The organism is Isoptericola variabilis (genome assembly GCF_050311655.1).
Classification (GTDB): domain Bacteria; phylum Actinomycetota; class Actinomycetes; order Actinomycetales; family Cellulomonadaceae; genus Isoptericola; species Isoptericola variabilis.
Map to the genome: position 1 here is coordinate 485,794 of NZ_JBNOZM010000001.1, position 15,654 is coordinate 501,447.

Genomic DNA, 15,654 nt, shown 5'->3' on the forward strand with positions numbered 1-15,654 from the left:
CGTCAGCGCCGGCCGGTGCGACGACGGACGGCGTCGGCCCAGTCGCGGTGGTAGCGCACGACCACGGTCTCGGTGCCCGGCGCCCACCAGACCGCGACCGGGTCGCCGTCGCGCGGCGACGGCAGTCGTTCCTCGTCGTCCCGGCGCAGCAGGTACGAGAAGGGACGGTCGGCGGTGCCGTCGTCCGTCGGGTAGGACACGACGCCGCTGAGCAGGAGGCCGGAGCTCGTGCGGCGCTCGTTCACCGAGACCGACCCCGTGGCCGACCGGGCGTCCGCGCCGAACGCTGCGGCGTCCCGCCCCTCGGTGGCCTGGCGCTGGTCGTCCCGGTAGCGGACCAGGGCGGCGACGGCGGTGACCATGAGGCCGGCGAGCATGCCCATGAACAGCCAGAGCTCGAGCTCACCGGACGGGTTCTCGATGGTGCGCCGCAGCACGTAGAGGGCCGCGGTCACCACCAGGGCGGGCGCCCACAGCCACCGCCGCAGCCAGCCCGGTCGCGGGGGAGCGGGCAGCTCCGCCAGCGGGGTGTCGACGTCGTCGGGGCCCTCGACCTGCTGCCAGACGACGCTCACGAGTGCAGGCTCCAGCGCCACGCGTCGGCGTTGTGGCGCCCCCAGCGACCGCCGAAGCTCTTCGCCGTCACGCCCGCGCCGTTGCCGCGCACCGTGCGGGCGCGGTTGGTCCACTCCTCGACCGGGGCCTCGTCGTCGGGCAGGCCGCTCGCCGACGCGACCGCCGCGAGCCCCGCCACCAGGGCGGCGACCTCGACGTCGTCGGGCCGCCCGCGCACCACACGCACGCTGTTCGCTCCGCTCATCGCGCACCCCCCAGCGGGTCGTCGCCGTCGTCCTCGTCCATCAGCCCGTCGTCGAGCCCGTCGTCCAGCTCGTCGTCCAGGTCGTCGTCGCCGAACTCCACCGCGGCGCCCCGCGACGTCGCCCACTCCGCGACCTCGTAGCCGCCGTCGAACAGGCGCTGCGCGACGTCGCCGCCGGCCTCGTCCAGGAGCTCGACGACGCCGTCCAACGTGCCGGGCGCGCCGGGCGCGGGGTCGGCCACGACGAAGCCCAGGTAGAACACCTCGGCCGGCACGGCGCCCTCCGGGGCGTCGTGGGTGTGCTCGTCCTCCTCGTCGTCGCCCTCCCAGACCGAGCTGGTGAGGTCGGGGTGCATGCCCAGGCCGTCGTGGAGCGCGTCGAAGACGGCGGCGTTGAGCTGCCCCACCCGGTTCTCCAGCGCGAGCACCCGCGGGTCCTCGTCCGCCTCCGACGCGCCGAACTCGGCGCGCACCCCGACCGCGGTCTGCACGTACTCGTGCAGCGCGGCCGCCAGCGCGTCGACGGCGCGGTGCATCGGCTCCGGGTCGACCGACCCCAGCGGGGCCGGTCCGTGCGTGGCGTCCTCGTGGCTCATCAGGTGATTGTCCTACCGATCGTCCTGCGGGGGGAGTCGGGTCACAGCGGGATGTTGCCGTGCTTCTTCGGCGGCAGGCTCGCGCGCTTGGTGCGCAGCGCCCGCAGCGCGCGCACCACCTGGACCCGCGTCTCGGACGGACGGATGACGGCGTCCACGTAGCCGCGCTCGGCCGCGTCCCACGGGTTGACGATCGCCTCGGTGTACTCGTCGGTGAGGCGCTGCCGCTCCGCCTCGACGTCGCCGCCGGACTCCGCGACCTCCTTGAGCGCCGAACGCTGCAGGATGTTCACCGCGCCGGACGCGCCCATGACCGCGACCTGCGCCGTCGGCCAGGCGAGGTTGACGTCCGCCCCGAGCTGCTTGGAGCCCATGACGATGTACGCGCCGCCGTACGCCTTGCGCGTGATGACGGTGACCAGCGGCACGGTGGCCTCGGCGTACGCGTAGATGAGCTTGGCGCCGCGCCGGATGATGCCCTGGTGCTCCTGGCCGACGCCGGGCAGGAAGCCGGGGACGTCGACGAAGGTCAGCACCGGCAGGTTGAACGCGTCGCAGGTGCGCACGAACCGCGCGGCCTTCTCGGCGGCGTCGATGTCGAGCGTGCCGGCCATGGACAGCGGCTGGTTGGCGATGATGCCCACCGACTGCCCCTCCACGTGGCCGAACCCGATGAGCACGTTCTGCGCGAACAGCGGCTGCACCTCGAGGAACGACTCCGGGTCGAGGACGGCCTCCACGACGGCGCGCATGTCGTAGGGCTGGTTGTCGCTGTCGGGGACGATGACGTCGAGCGCCTCGTCGTCCTCCGTGACCTCCAGCGGCGTCTCGTCCTCGGGCGGGAACGACGGCGCGTCGCCCAGGTTGTTCTGCGGCAGGTAGCCGATGAGGTGGCGCACGTAGTCGATCGCGTCGTCCTCGTCCGCGCCCAGGTAGTGCGCCACGCCGGACGTCGCGTTGTGCGTGCGGCCGCCGCCCAGGGTCTCGAAGTCGACGTCCTCGCCCGTCACCGTGCGGATCACGTCCGGGCCGGTGATGAACATGTTGGACGTGCCGTCCGCCATGACGATGAAGTCGGTCAGGGCGGGGGAGTACACGGCGCCGCCGGCGCTCGGGCCCAGGATGAGCGAGATCTGCGGGATCACGCCCGACGCCGCGACGTTGCGCCGGAACATCTCCGCGAACTGCGTCAGCGCGGCCACGCCCTCCTGGATGCGCGCGCCGCCGCCGTCCGAGATCCCGATGATCGGCACGCCCGTCCGCAGCGCGAGGTCCTGCACCTTGGCGATCTTCTCGCCGTGCACCTCGCCGAGCGAACCGCCGAAGACCGTGAAGTCCTGGCTGAACACGCACACCTGGCGGCCGTCGATCGTGCCGTGACCGGTCACGACGCCGTCGCCCGCGATGCGGCGCTTGTCGAGGCCGAAGTTGCGGCTGCGGTGCATGGCGAGCGCGTCCAGCTCGACGAAGCTGCCCTCGTCCAGCAGCGCCTCGATGCGCTCGCGGGCCGTCTTCTTGCCGCGCGGGTGCTGCCGGACCTTCGCCTTCTCCTCGGCGTCGGTCACGGCCTCGGCCCGTCGGCGCTCCAGGTCGGCGAGCTTGGCGGCGGTGCCGGAGGGCTCCGGGGCTGCAGTGGTGGCGTCGTTCACCCGACCGACCCTAGTTGGTGGGTTGCCACGCATCGATGCGCGACAGGCTGCGGCCCGCCCGGATTCTTTGGAGGGACCCCACAAAGGGTCGGTGGCGGGGGGATGCGGGACGATCAGGGACGTGAGCCACTCCCCTCGCAGAGCCCCCCTCGACCTGCCCGCGCTGCGCCGCGACCTGCTCGCGCCGGCCGGCCCCCTCGCCCGGCTCGACGTCGTCGAGGTCTCGGCCTCCACGAACACCGAGCTCGTCGGCGCCGTCCGCGCCGCGCCGGGGGAGTGGCCCGCGCCCGCGGCCCTCGTCGCGGAGCACCAGGCCGCCGGGCGGGGCCGGGCGGGCCGGGCGTGGGAGACGCCGCCGCGCGCCGCGCTCACCGTCTCGGTGCTGCTCCGCCCGCGGCTCGCGCCCGCCCGGCTGGGCTGGCTGCCGCTGCTCGCGGGGCTCGCCGTCGTGCGTGCGGTCGACGCCGCGGGGGTGCCCGGCGCCGCGGTGAAGTGGCCCAACGACGTGCTGCTGCCGGCGCCCGACGACGCGGCCGGGCTGGGCCCGTTTCGCAAGGTGGCGGGCGTGCTGGCCGAGGTCGTGCCTGTCGCCGACGACCGGGGGCTCGCCGCCGTCGTCGTCGGCGTCGGGCTGAACGTGGACCAGTCCGCGGCCGAGCTGCCGGTGCCGACCGCGACGTCGCTGGCGCTCGCCGGGGCGGACGCCGACCGTGGCGCGCTGCTCGGGGAGCTCGTCCGAGGTCTGGTCGAGGCCGCTGGCGCGCTGGAGGACGCCGGGGGCGACGCCGCCGCGGCGGGGCTCGCCGCCGAGTACGCGCGCCGCTCGGCGACGCTCGGTCGCCCGGTGCGGGCCGAGCTGGCCGGCGGCGCCGACGTCGTGGAGGGCGACGCGCTGCGGGTCGACGACGACGGCAGCCTGGTGTTGGCCACGACCGCGGGCGAGCGCGCCGTGACGGCGGGCGACGTGCACCACCTGCGCGCGACGTGACCTGGGGGTTACCGGCCGGCGAGCTCGGCGACCACGGGCGCGAGCCGGTCGGCGGCGTCGGCGCCCACGACGACGTAGGAGAAGCCGCCCTCCTCGCGGCGCCGCAGGAGCTCCTCGGTGGCGGCCCCGGGGTCGGCGGGCAGCTGCAGCAACGAGTCGGCGGCGCGCAACGCGGCGGTGTCGGTGTCGGGCGGCGCCATGAACGGCGAGACGGCGTCGCCGACCACGGCCGCGTGGAACGCCAGCTCGAGGTCGGCGCGTGCCCGGAGGTCCGCCGCGATCGCCATCGTCACGGCCCGCGCGTCGTCCGGCATGATCGCGACCGTGGCCGTGTCCGCGAGGTCGACGGCGAGGGCGCGCGCCTTCGGGCCCCGCACCGCCATCACGACCGGCGTCCGCCGTGCCGCGCCGTCGAGGCCGCGGAGCAGCGCGACGGTCTCGCGCACGCGGGAGAGCCGCTGCGACGCGGACAGGACCGGCATGCCCAGCTCCCGCAGCTCGTCCTCGATGCCGGGCCTCCCCGCGCCGATGCCCATCTCGAACCGGCCCTCCGTCAGCACCGACAGGGAGTGCGCCTCCCAGGCGGTGTTGCGGGCCGCGCGCAGCGGCGAGGCGTACACCCAGGTGCCGACGCGCAGGTCGGCGAGCGTCGCCGCGACGGCCAGGCTGGGACCGGGTGCCGGCTGCCACTGCTGGACGTCGGGCATGAGGAGGGTCGAGTAGCCCTGGTCGGCGACCCGGCGGGCCTGGTCCCGCCACGCGGGCAGGTCGGTCCCCACGGGGGCGACGACCCCGAAGCGGAAGGCGCGCGCCGTCCTGGGTGCCGTCCCGGTCGTGCGGTCGTGGGTCATGGTCGTCGTCCTCTCGCGCGGGCGTGCTCGGGTGCACTCCTCGACCCTCGGCACGACCCGGACTCATCGGCTGCCGCTCGGGCTCCCAGCCGGGGCACAGCCCGCGCTGACTACAGTGGGTGCGTGACGAGCGACACCACGACGGGACCCGGACTGCCGACGGACGACGACGCCCGGCGGTCGGGGGACACCGCGGCCCGGCTGGACGAGGCGATCCTCGGCGGTCCCCGCCGGTACACGCTGTCGGACCTCGTGGAGGGCACCGGCCTGTCGCAGGAGTTCATCGAGAACTACTGGCGCTGGCTCGGGCTACCCGTCACCCACCCCGACGAGGTGGGGTTCACCGACGCGGACATGCAGGCGCTGCGCGAGATCGGCGAGCTCGTGGACACGGAGCGGCTGGACGAGCAGGCCCAGATGACGCTCATCCGCTCGCTCGGGCACACCACGGACCGCCTCGCGCTGTGGCAGGTGGAGGCGTTCGTCGAGCACCTCAGCCGCCGCGACGGCCTGGACGACGTGAGCGCGCGGCTCGCCGCCATCGACCGCATGCCGGACCTCACCTCGCAGCTCTCCCGCCAGCTCGAGCACGCCTGGCGGCGCCAGCTCGCCGCGCTCACGGGGCGGCTGGCCACCGAGTTCGGCGGCGCGCGCCGTGGCACGCAGGAGGCCCACGACGACGAGCTGCCGCTGCCGCGCGCCGTCGGGTTCGCGGACATCGTGTCGTTCACCAAGCGCACCGCGGGCCTCGGGTCGCAGGAGCTGTCGGAGTTCGTGCAGCTCTTCGAGTCCCGCGCCCGCGACGTCATCACCGAGGCCGGCGGCCGCGTCGTCAAGACCATCGGCGACGCGGTGCTCTTCGTCGCCGACGACGTCACGACCGGCGCCGAGGTGGCGCTCGGCCTGGCCGCGCCGCACGTCTCGGAGCCCGAGATCCCCGTGCGCGTCGGCTTCGTGTGGGGCCGGGTGCTGTCGCGGTTCGGCGACGTCTTCGGCTCCGACGTCAACCTCGCCTCCCGCATCACCGAGCTCGCGGAGCCGGCCTCCGTGCTGGTGGACCCGCACACCGCGTCCCTGCTCGCGTCGTCGTCCCGCTACGCCCTCACTGCGCAGCCGCCGCAGGAGGTGCAGGGCATCGGCGAGATCACCCCGGTGCGGCTCCAGCGCGCGTACACCGGGGCCTGACGCCCCCGGGCCCTCGCGCCCGCCCTCAGGAGGCGTCCGCGCGCACGACGCGCAGGGTGCGGTCGCCGGCGGCCAGGTCGTCCAGGGCCCGGTCCGTCGCGGCGTCCGCCGGGAGCAGCAGCTCGATCCGCAGGTGGTCGCCGCCGCCGGGCACCAGCACCTGCGGTTCCACCCGCAGGGCGCCCGCCTGCGGGTGGGCGAGCCGCAGCACGGCGTCCCGCCCCCGGTCGGCGACCGGCCGCGCCCACCGCTCGGTGAACGCGGCCCCCGCCAGCACCGTGAGGGCGTCCACCAGCTCGCCCAGCGCCGGGTCGGACGGGACCGACTCGCGCTGCAGGTCGGCGACCACCCGGTCGGCGACGGCGTCCCAGTCGGGGAACAGGTCGCGGGCCCGCGGGTCGGTGAGGACGACGGGGGCCAGCCGCGGCTCCCCGCCGTCGAGCCCACCGTCGTCGAACAGGCCTGCGGGCGCGAGGAGCGCCCGGTAGGCGGGGGTGCACGCGAGCACGGTGCCGAACCGGTCCAGCAGGACGGCGGGCGCCGGGGTGAGGCGGTCGAGCACCGCGCGGGTGGCGGCGGGGACGTCGTCGCCCGGCGCGGTCGCCAGGCACACGCCCGCACCCTGGGCGTCCTTGGAGGCGAGCAGCAGCACGCGCCGCTCGTCGTGCCCGAGGCGGAGCGCGTCGGCCAGCGCCCCCACGACCGCGGGCGACGGGTGCCGGTCGCGCCCCTGCTCCAGCCGGGTGAGGTACTCGACGCTCACGCCGGCGAGCACCGCCAGCTCCGCGCGCCGCAGGCCTGGGGTGCGGCGGCGCCCGCCCTCGGGCATGCCCACGTCCCGGGGACGCACGTCCTCGCGGTACGCGCGGATCAACGAGCCGAGGTCCCTCTCGATCCGGTCGGCGGTCCGGTCGGCGTCGGTCATGCGGCCAGCCTAGGCAGGCGCCCCCTGTCGGAGGGTGGCCCTGGTACGGCCAGCCTCGCGGCGGCCTCCCCGCGCCGCGGCGGCGGGGCGACCGTGGACGGCGTCGGCACCGACCGGTGGCCGGCGCACAGCCGTCGCACGGAGCACAGCGAGGAGCACAGCATGGACCTGGGACTGCAGGGGCGCACCGTCGTCGTCACGGGGGCGTCCGGGGGGATCGGGCGGCACGTCGCCGCCCAGTTCGGCGCGGAGGGCGCCGACGTCGTGGTCACGTACCGCGAGTCGAAGGACGACGCCGCACGCGTGGCCGAGGAGATCGGGGAGCGGGCGCTCGCCGTCCGCTACGACCAGACCGAGGACGGCGCGGCCGAGGGGCTGCGCGACGCCGTCCTCGCGTGGACCGGCCGCGTCGACGTGCTGGTCAACAACGCGGTGACCTGGAGCCCGCCGGGGGCGGACGGCCCGCGCGGCTTCGAACACGTGCCCGACGTCGAGTGGCTCGAGACCGTGCGTGCCAACGTCGAGGGGGCGGTGCGGCTGACCCGCGCGGTCGCCCCCGCGATGCGCGCCCAGCGGTGGGGGCGGCTGGTGCACCTGTCGTCCAGCCTGGTGCGCGACGGCGACGAGGGCACGGCGTACTACGCCACCGCCAAGTCGGCGCTGCACGGGTTCAGCCGGTCGGTCGCGTTCGCGCTCGGGCACGAGGGCGACATCCTGTCGAACGTCGTGCTGCCGGGGCTCACCCGAACGGTGCGCAACGCGGGGATCGTCGAGGCGTTCGGCGAGGCCGCGGCGGCGCGCGCGCCGCTCGGCCGCCTGCTCGACGCCCCCGAGGTGGCGAACGCCGTCGTCTACCTCGGCTCGGCGGCGAACACCGGGATCACGGGGCAGGAGGTCGCGGTGACCGGCGGCGCCTGAGGCGGCTCACGACCGGCCCGCGGTGACCACGTCCGGGTCCCGCGGGTCGGGGTCGACGTCGAGGAGCGAGGGCCGGTTGTTCTGGACCGACCCGACGGCGTCGCCCACCGGGCGGGTCGCCATGCCGACCTGCGGGCCCGTGACGATGCCCATCGCCTGCTCCGCGCCGACCGCCGGGTCGAGCCAGGCGTCCCACGACGCCCGCGGCAGCACCACGGGCATCCGGTCGTGGATGCGCTCCAGGTCCTGCGACGCCGCCGTGGTGATCACCGTCGCGGACACGAGCCAGCGGTCGGGGTCGTCGTCGGCCTTGGTGCGGTCGCGCCAGAACTCGTACAGGCCGGCGAGCGCCGCGACCCCGCCGTCGTCCGGGTGGATCCAGTACGGCTGCTTCGGCACCTTCGCCCTCGCCGGTGCGCCGGGCGGCAGCTCCAGCTTGCGCCACTCGTAGTAGCCGTCCGCCGGCAGCAGGCAGCGCCGGACGCCGAGGGGCTTCGCGAACGCGGACTTGTCGAGGAGCGTCTCGGTGCGGGCGTTGATCATGCGCGCGCCGATCGACGGGTCCTTCGCCCACGACGGCACGAGGCCCCAGCGTGCGAGCCGCATCGAGCGCGTGATCTCTCCGGTCTGCCCGCCCTCGAGCCGCTGCGGGCGCTCGACGACGATGCGCACGGGGTCCGTGGGGGCGACGTTCCACGACGGGGGCAGGAGGCGCGCGTCCTCCGCGATCTCGGCGACGGCGAGGTCGTCGGCGATGTCCTGGGCGTCACGGAAGGACGCGTAGCGGCCGCACATGGGTCCATCGTGACGCATCCCACCGACAACCGTGCCGGTCGCCGTCGGAATCGCCCTGGGCGCGGTCGTAACGATTCGATAGGATCGGCACCATGCCCGACGACTCCGCGAGACTTCCGCGCGCCCGCTCTCCGTACCGTTGGGTCATCATGCTCGGGGCGCTCGCGGCGCTGCCGGCGTTCACCGTCGACATGTACCTGCCGTCGCTGCCCGAGGTGGCGGCCGACCTGGGCTCGTCCGCCTCGTTCGCGCAGCTGTCCGTCTCCGTGATGCTCATCGGCGGCGCCCTGGGCCAGCTCACCATCGGCCCGCTCTCCGACCGCTTCGGGCGCCGGGCGCCCCTCATGTGGGGCCTCGCGCTGCACGTCGTCACGTCGGTCCTGTGCGCGTTCGCGCCGAACATGATGGTCCTCGTCGGGCTGCGCCTGCTCCAGGGCTTCTTCAACGCCGCGTGCGGTGTGGCGGCGATGGCGGTCGTGCGCGACCGGTTCGTCGGCGCCGAGGCCGCCCGCATCCTGTCCCGGCTGATGCTCGTCATCGGCGTCGCGCCGATGCTGGCGCCGACCTTCGGCTCCGCCGTCGCCGCCGCGGCCGGCTGGCGCTGGGTGTTCGGCGTCCTGGCGCTCGCGGGCGTGGCGATGGGGGTCGTCGTGTGGCGGTTCATGCCGGAGACGCTGCCGGCCGAGCGGCGCCAGGCCGGCGGTGCGCGCGGCGTCTTCGCGGGCTACCGGACGCTCGTCAGGGACAGGCAGTTCATGGCGCTCGCCGTCATCCCGGGCCTCGGGCAGGCCGTGCTGATGAGCTACGTGGTCGGCTCGCCGTTCATCTTCCAGGAGGGCTACGGGCTGAGCCACGGGCAGTTCTCCGTGCTGTTCGCCGTCAACGGCCTGGGCCTGGTGCTGTCCGCGCAGGTGAACGCCGCCCTGGTGCGGCGGGTGGCGCCCATCCGGCTGCTGCGTGCCGCGCTCGCGATCCAGGGCGTCGTCGCCGTCGGTCTCCTGGTCGTGGCGGTCACCGGCGGCGGAGGGCTGATCGGGCTGCTCGCGATGCTCTGGCTCGTGCTCGCCTTCCAGGGCCTCATCCCGGCGAACGCGTCGGCCATCGCCCTGTCCCGGCACGGCGAACGTGCCGGCACCGCCGCCGCGGTCATCGGCGCCGTGCAGTCCGGCATCGCCGGCCTCGTCTCGCCGCTGGTGGGCGTGCTCGGCGGCGACGCCGTCGCGATGTCCTGGGTGATGCTCGCCGCGCTGGCCTGCGCGCTCGCCGTCCTCGGGTTCGCGACGCCGGCCTACCGCAAGGACGGCTGGGTCAAGCTGGCCTGACCCTGCCGTCGTCGCGGAGCCCAGGTCAGGCGAAGCCGAACACCGGGCCGAAGGCGACCACCACGAGCGCCGCCCACACCGCGTACACCGGCAGGAAGCGCGTCTGCCACCGGACCAGCGCGCCGAACGGCCGCCGCTCGCGCAGGAAGCCGAGCAGGAGCAGCCCGGACCGGGCCAGGTGCACCAGGAGCAGCAGGTTCAGCCCCAGCGCCGCGACCTTGTTGGGGCTGAAGCCGAACTCGGCGATGCGGGTGAGCATCGCGGTGAGCGCCACGGCGTCGACGGCGAGGGCCGACGCGACGAGCACCAGCTGGAGGCCGTCGAACCAGCCCGGGCGGGCGAGCGGGTCGCGCGCCGAGACGGAGTAGAGCAGCAGGCAGAGCACCAGCACGAGGATCGCGTCCATGAGGATGAGCAGCTCGCGCTCGACGTCCGCGAGCCCGCCGGCGCCGAGCAGGACGACGAGCGTCACCAGCAGCATCACCGTGGTCAGCGGCGTGAACACGCGCGTGAGGACGGGGGCGATGTTCTCGACCACGTCCTGCTTGGCCTCGACGAGCCACGCGCCCACGACGACGGCGCCCGGCACCGCGAACGGCATGATCCAGCCCTCCATCGCGGGCTCGATGTCCACGCCGACGAGGCTCAGCGTCGCGGCCGTGAGGCCCAGGAGCACCCCGCCGCCGATCGCGAGCAGCGTGACGTACACGACCAGCTCGCCGGTGAAGCGGGCGAAGTCCATCCGCGGGTCCTGGTCGCGCCAGCGGCCGCCCACGTAGACCACGCCGACCAGCGCCCACAGCACGACGGGGGCGTGCAGCGCCGCGAGGACGACGGTCGAGCCGGTCTCGACGTACGGGTAGACGTTGAGCACGACGGCGAGCAGCGCGTAGGGCACCAGCAGCGCGGCGACCACGCGCCACCCCACGCGGCGCTTCCACACGAAGTAGGCGGCGAGGAACGGCGCCGTCATGAGCGGGACGTTGCGCAGCAGCGCCGAGTCCGTGCCGAAGACGGTGAGCGCGACCTTGAGGGCGATCCCCGCGCCCACCGCGAGCGCCAGGACCACCGCGAGCTCGCGCCACGCGGGCCCGGAGTCGGCGGCGGGCCCGTCCGGGACCAGGACGAGCTGCTTCCACAGCCGGTCGGAGTGCTCGCGGGCGAACTCGCGCGACACGGCGTCGAGGTTGCCCATGCGCCGCACCGCCACGAGGAACGCCTCGTCGTCGTCCAGCCCGGTGGCGACGAGGTCGTCGACGCGGCCGCGCAGGTGGTCGGTCATCTCGTCCACGTCGGCGGCCGAGATGGCGCGGTGCCGCTGCACGTAGGAGCGCCACTGGTCGATCTGCGCCTCGAGCCGCTCGTGCTCGCGCTCGTGGTCAGCCATCAGGCCCAGCCCTCCGCGACGGCGGGACGCACGGGGGCCTGCGCGGCCTGCCGCGCGGACCGCTGCGCCGACTCCCAGACCTGCTGCAGCACGTCCGCGACGACGGACCACTGCTCCTGGCGCTCCGCCAGCGCGTCGCGGCCGGCACGGGTGAGGGCGTAGTGCTTGCGGCGCCGCCCGGCCTCGGAGGTGCCCCAGGTCGCGACGACCAGGCCCAGGCGCTCGAGGCGGTGCAGCAGGGGGTAGAGCATCCCGTCGGTCCACTGCATGCGGCCGCCGGAGAGCTCCGTGACCCGCTTGAGGATGGCGTACCCGTACGACTCGCCCTCGGCGAGGATGCCGAGCACGAGCGGGGTGGCGGACGCTGCCACCAGGTCCTTGTCGAAGCGCACCTCGGGCTCCTATGTCTAGATCTGCTAGGGATGCTGAACCTAGCAGATCTAGGCATCGTCCGGGAGGGGTCGCTGTCCGGGTGGCACCGGACCGCCATCCAGCGGACGGTCAGGGTTCACCCGGGGTTGGCAGGGTCGTCGTGGAGCGCCGGTGGGATCGGGGCCATGAGTCGATCACTGCTGCTCCGCGCCGCCGCGGTCGGGACCGCCGCCGCCGTCGTGCTCACCACCGCGAGCGTCACCGCCGTCGCGGGCGGCCGCCACGACGACCGCGGGTCCGACCGGCACGGCCGGGTCACGACCCACCTCGTACCGACCCTCGCGGGGCGCGCCACGCTGTCCGCGGACTTCCTCGCCGAGGGGCCGCCGTCCGGCGCCCAGGCCTCCGCCGCCAACGGCCGGCAGGGACCCTGGGACGGCCAGGTGATCCCGGGCTTCTCGGCGATGGTCGACAACGGCGACGGCACGTTCTGGGCGCAGCCGGACAACGGCTTCGGCAGCCAGGGCAACTCCGCCGACTTCCTGCTGCGCAGCTACCTCGTGAAGCCCGACTGGGACACGGGCGGCGGCCGGGGGAGCGGCTCGGGCGAGATCGAGGTGCTCGACCACGTCTCGTACAACGACGAGAACCACGTGCTGGACTTCGACATCGTCCGCGGTGACACCGAGGAGCGGCTGCTCACCGGGGCCGACTTCGACATCGAGTCCGTGGTGCGGGCCGACGACGGCACGCTGTGGGTGGGCGAGGAGTTCGGCCCGTTCCTGCTGCACTTCGACGCCGACGGCACGCTCCTGGAGAAGCCGTACGAGCTTCCCGGCGGCCTGAGGTCACCGCAGAACCCGTACCTCGCCGACGGCGAGGAGCCCACCGTGCGCGCCAGCCGCGGCTTCGAGGCGATGGCCGGGGTCAGGGGCGGGCGCTACCTGTACCCCGTGCTCGAGGGTGCGCTCGTCGGCGACGCGGACCAGCGCCGTCGGGTGATCCACGAGTTCGACACCCGCCGCGGCGCGTACACCGGCCGCACCTGGGACTACCAGGCCGACCAGGAGGCCAACGTGCTCGGCGACGCGTTCGCCGTCGGGAAGGACTCGTTCTGGGTCGTGGAGCGGGACGACTTCGAGGGGCCCGCGTCGGTCACCAAGCGGGTCTACGAGATCGACCTCGGCGAGACGGATCGCGACGGGTACGTCCGCAAGGAGCTCGTCCTGGACGCGCTGCGCGTGGAGAACCCGCGGGGGATCGACGCGGGGGAGGGGTACGGCCTCGGCGAGACGTACGCGCTGCCCGTGCAGTCGTTCGAGACGGTGCTGCGGCTGCGCGACGGCCGCCTCCTCATCGGCAACGACAACAACTACCCCGGCAACGCGGCCCGCAACCCCGGCACGCCGGACGACACCGAGATGGTCGTCATCGACCTGGAGAAGCAGCGCACCCGGGACGACGGCGTGACCGTCATCGGGCACCGCGGCGCCTCCGGCGACCGTCCCGAGCACACGCTCGCCGCCTACGAGCAGGCGATCGTGCAGTGCGCGGACGTCATCGAGCCCGACGTCGTGCCGACCAAGGACGGCGTGCTCGTGGCCCGGCACGAGAACGAGATCGGCGGCACCACCGACGTGGCCGAGCACCCCGAGTTCGCCGACCGGCGCACGACGAAGACGATCGACGGCGCGCGGGTGACGGGCTGGTTCACCGAGGACTTCACGCTCGCCGAGCTGCGCACGCTGCGCGCCACGGAGCGGCTGCCCGAGCTGCGCCCCGCCAACACGGCCTTCGACGGGCTCTACCAGGTGCCCACCCTCGACGAGGTGCTCGACCTCGCCCGGCACTCCGAGACGTGCGACGGCCGGCCCGTCGGCGTGGCGCCGGAGACCAAGCACCCGACCTACTTCGACTCCGTCGGCCTCTCGCTGGAGGCGCCGCTCGTGGCCGAGCTCCGCGCGAACGGGCTCGACTCGCGGCGCGCGCCCGTCGTCGTGCAGTCCTTCGAGACCACCAACCTGCGCGAGCTCGACCGGCGCACGGACGTGCGCCTGGCGCTCAACGTCTCCGCGAGCGGCGCGCCGTACGACCTCGTGGCCGCGGGCGACCCGCGCACCTACGCCGACCTCGTCACCCGCGCGGCCTGCGGGAGCTCGCCCGGTACGCCGACATCGTGAGCCTGGAGAAGAACGTCGTCGTCCCGCGCACCGCCGAGGGCACGCTCGGCGAGCCGACCACCGTGGTGCGCGACGCGCACCGCGCCGGGCTGGAGGCGTACGCCTGGACGTTCCGCGCCGAGAACCAGTTCCTGCCGGCCGAGCACCGCTCGTCGGCGGATCCCGCAGAGCGCGGCGACCTGGCGGCCGAGCTCGACACGTTCCTCGACACGGGGCTGGACGGGGTGTTCTCGGACCAGCCGGGTCTCGCCGCCGAGGCCGTCGCGGCCCGACGCTGACCCCTCGCGCGAGGGGTGAACCTGCGGCGGCGCAGGGCACCCCTCGCGCGAACGTGCTGCTCAGGGCCTAGGCTCGCGCTGTGCGGACCCTGCCACGGCACGCGACCAGCCTCGCCTCGCACCGGGTCGCCCGCACGATCGCCCTCGTCGTCACCGCGGTGGTGGCGTTCGTCGCGGCGGCCGCGGTCGCGTCGTTCGTCGACCTGCGCTCCCAGATCGGCGTCTCCGACGTCGACGACCTGCTCGCCGGCGACCGGCCGCCCGAGGTCCCGGCCGAGCAGGACCCCAGCGACCCGTTCGCGGGCAAGGACCTCAACATCCTGGTGATGGGTACGGACTTCCGGGACGAGGCCAACGCCGAGATCGCCGGGGAGGGCGACGAGTTCCACTCGGACACCACGCTGCTGGTGCACCTGTCCGGCGACCGCAGCCGCATCGAGGCCGTGTCCATCCCGCGCGACTCCCTCGTGGACATCCCGTCGTGCAAGCTCCCCGGCGGCGGCGAGACCGCACCGCAGACGAACGCGATGTTCAACTCGGCGTTCTCCCTCGGGGGCGGACCCGACAAGGACGTCACCGGGGCGGCCGCCTGCACCATCCGCACCGTCGAGAAGCTCACCGGGGTGCGCATCTCCGACCACGTCGTGGTGCAGATGACCGGCGTGATCGGCGTCGTCGACGCCATCGGCGGGGTCACCATGTGCCTCCCCGAGCCGGTCAAGGGCCAGCGCGTGGACCTCGACCTGCCGAAGGGGAAGCAGAAGCTCGACGGCTACACCGCGATCAACTTCCTGCGCGCCCGCAAGGGCGAGGGCATGGGCCTGGAGATCGGCAGCGACCTCAAGCGCATCGAGCGGCAGCAGGCGTTCTTCGACGCCGCGATGCGCGAGATCCTGTCGCAGAACGTCATCACCGACTCGCCCCGGCTGTACCGGATGGTGCGCGAGATCCTCGGCTCCATCTCCACGGACCCCGAGCTCGCGAGCCCGACGGCGCTCGCGGGCCTCGCGTGGAGCATCCGCGACCTCGACCCGTCGCAGCTCGTGTTCACCTCCGTGCCCGTGACCACCGCGCCGAGCGACCCCAACCGCGTCGTCTGGACGCCCGAGGCCGACGCGATCTGGAAGCGGATCCGGGCCGACGAGGCGCCGCCCGGCACGGCGCCGGCCCAGGACGGCACGACGAAGCCCGGCGGCACGGCGTCGGCCTCGCCGGACGGCGCGACGGCGGTCGACGACGAGGTGGCGTCGCCCGACGTCGAGAGCGGCGAGGCAGGCGAGGACGGCGGCACCCAGGGCGGCGATGACGGCGCGGACGGTGAGGGCGCGTCGCCCGACCCGTCGCCCAGCCCGTCCGTGCTGCCGGGCGTCTGCGCCTGACGGTCGGCG

The 15,654-nt window shown here is 74.6% G+C and carries 16 protein-coding genes; 7 read left to right on the plus strand and 9 right to left on the minus strand.

Annotated elements, in window-relative coordinates; translation table 11 throughout:
* Nucleotides 1-2 precede the first annotated feature (2 nt).
* From ACQP60_RS02285 to ACQP60_RS02300, 4 genes are read right to left on the minus strand one after another with little or no spacing between them, the layout of a single operon-like run.
* Nucleotides 3-575 (minus strand): hypothetical protein, encoded by a 573-nt coding sequence (locus tag ACQP60_RS02285; protein WP_429728209.1) that lies wholly within the window; start codon nt 573-575, stop codon nt 3-5.
* Nucleotides 572-820 carry an acyl-CoA carboxylase epsilon subunit gene (locus tag ACQP60_RS02290; RefSeq protein ID WP_429728210.1) on the minus strand — a complete coding sequence of 83 codons (249 nt, stop codon included), beginning with the start codon at nt 818-820 and terminating at the stop codon, nt 572-574. The genes ACQP60_RS02285 and ACQP60_RS02290 overlap by 4 nt, the downstream gene beginning before the upstream one ends.
* The gene (locus tag ACQP60_RS02295) at nt 817-1,416 is read right to left on the minus strand and encodes a hypothetical protein (protein ID WP_429728211.1); all 600 of its coding nucleotides are present in this window, start codon (nt 1,414-1,416) and stop codon (nt 817-819) included. Before ACQP60_RS02295 ends, ACQP60_RS02290 begins: the two co-directional genes overlap by 4 nt.
* Before the next feature lie 41 nt (nt 1,417-1,457).
* Entirely contained in the window at nt 1,458-3,065 is a 1,608-nt protein-coding gene (locus ACQP60_RS02300) for an acyl-CoA carboxylase subunit beta (RefSeq protein WP_429728212.1), read from the minus strand.
* A 121-nt stretch (nt 3,066-3,186) separates the two neighbouring features.
* Here ACQP60_RS02300 and ACQP60_RS02305 point away from each other — a divergent pair, with 121 nt between their 5' ends.
* A complete protein-coding gene (locus ACQP60_RS02305) occupies nt 3,187-4,053 on the plus strand; it encodes a biotin--[acetyl-CoA-carboxylase] ligase (protein ID WP_429728213.1) in 867 nt (288 codons plus the stop codon).
* Nucleotides 4,054-4,061: 8 nt separating this feature from the next.
* Here ACQP60_RS02305 and ACQP60_RS02310 read toward each other — a convergent pair whose 3' ends face one another.
* Nucleotides 4,062-4,904, minus strand: coding sequence for an LLM class flavin-dependent oxidoreductase (locus tag ACQP60_RS02310; RefSeq protein WP_429728214.1), 843 nt, complete (start codon nt 4,902-4,904; stop codon nt 4,062-4,064).
* A 123-nt stretch (nt 4,905-5,027) separates the two neighbouring features.
* Between ACQP60_RS02310 and ACQP60_RS02315 the strand changes: the two genes are divergently transcribed.
* Nucleotides 5,028-6,089, plus strand: a complete 1,062-nt coding sequence (locus ACQP60_RS02315; protein ID WP_429728215.1) for an adenylate/guanylate cyclase domain-containing protein — start codon at nt 5,028-5,030, stop codon at nt 6,087-6,089.
* A 25-nt stretch (nt 6,090-6,114) separates the two neighbouring features.
* Here the strand turns inward: ACQP60_RS02315 and ACQP60_RS02320 are convergent, their stop codons facing one another.
* A complete protein-coding gene (locus ACQP60_RS02320) occupies nt 6,115-7,014 on the minus strand; it encodes a helix-turn-helix transcriptional regulator (RefSeq protein WP_429728216.1) in 900 nt (299 codons plus the stop codon).
* A 162-nt stretch (nt 7,015-7,176) separates the two neighbouring features.
* Between ACQP60_RS02320 and ACQP60_RS02325 the strand changes: the two genes are divergently transcribed.
* Complete coding sequence (locus tag ACQP60_RS02325) at nt 7,177-7,932, plus strand: SDR family NAD(P)-dependent oxidoreductase (protein WP_429728217.1); 756 nt, start codon at nt 7,177-7,179, stop codon at nt 7,930-7,932.
* A gap of 6 nt (nt 7,933-7,938) precedes the next feature.
* On the opposite strand, the gene ACQP60_RS02330 is transcribed toward ACQP60_RS02325, so the two are convergent.
* Nucleotides 7,939-8,727, minus strand: coding sequence for an SOS response-associated peptidase (locus ACQP60_RS02330; protein ID WP_429728218.1), 789 nt, complete (start codon nt 8,725-8,727; stop codon nt 7,939-7,941).
* A gap of 92 nt (nt 8,728-8,819) precedes the next feature.
* Between ACQP60_RS02330 and ACQP60_RS02335 the strand changes: the two genes are divergently transcribed.
* Nucleotides 8,820-10,049: a multidrug effflux MFS transporter gene (locus tag ACQP60_RS02335; RefSeq protein ID WP_429728219.1), complete on the plus strand. Its 1,230-nt coding sequence runs from the start codon at nt 8,820-8,822 to the stop codon at nt 10,047-10,049.
* Between the two features lie 25 nt (nt 10,050-10,074).
* On the opposite strand, the gene ACQP60_RS02340 is transcribed toward ACQP60_RS02335, so the two are convergent.
* A complete protein-coding gene (locus ACQP60_RS02340; protein WP_429728220.1) occupies nt 10,075-11,436 on the minus strand; it encodes a permease prefix domain 1-containing protein in 1,362 nt (453 codons plus the stop codon).
* A complete protein-coding gene (locus ACQP60_RS02345) occupies nt 11,436-11,828 on the minus strand; it encodes a PadR family transcriptional regulator (RefSeq protein WP_429728221.1) in 393 nt (130 codons plus the stop codon). The genes ACQP60_RS02340 and ACQP60_RS02345 overlap by 1 nt, the downstream gene beginning before the upstream one ends.
* A gap of 165 nt (nt 11,829-11,993) precedes the next feature.
* Between ACQP60_RS02345 and ACQP60_RS02350 the strand changes: the two genes are divergently transcribed.
* From ACQP60_RS02350 to ACQP60_RS02360, 3 genes are all read left to right on the plus strand, one after another.
* Nucleotides 11,994-13,988, plus strand: a complete 1,995-nt coding sequence (locus ACQP60_RS02350; protein WP_429728222.1) for an esterase-like activity of phytase family protein — start codon at nt 11,994-11,996, stop codon at nt 13,986-13,988.
* A complete protein-coding gene (locus ACQP60_RS02355) occupies nt 13,985-14,266 on the plus strand; it encodes a glycerophosphodiester phosphodiesterase family protein (RefSeq protein WP_429728223.1) in 282 nt (93 codons plus the stop codon). The genes ACQP60_RS02350 and ACQP60_RS02355 overlap by 4 nt, the downstream gene beginning before the upstream one ends.
* 80 nt (nt 14,267-14,346) lie before the next feature.
* On the plus strand, nt 14,347-15,645 hold the full coding sequence (locus ACQP60_RS02360; RefSeq protein WP_429728224.1) for an LCP family protein: 1,299 nt from the start codon (nt 14,347-14,349) through the stop codon (nt 15,643-15,645).
* Nucleotides 15,646-15,654 lie beyond the last annotated feature (9 nt).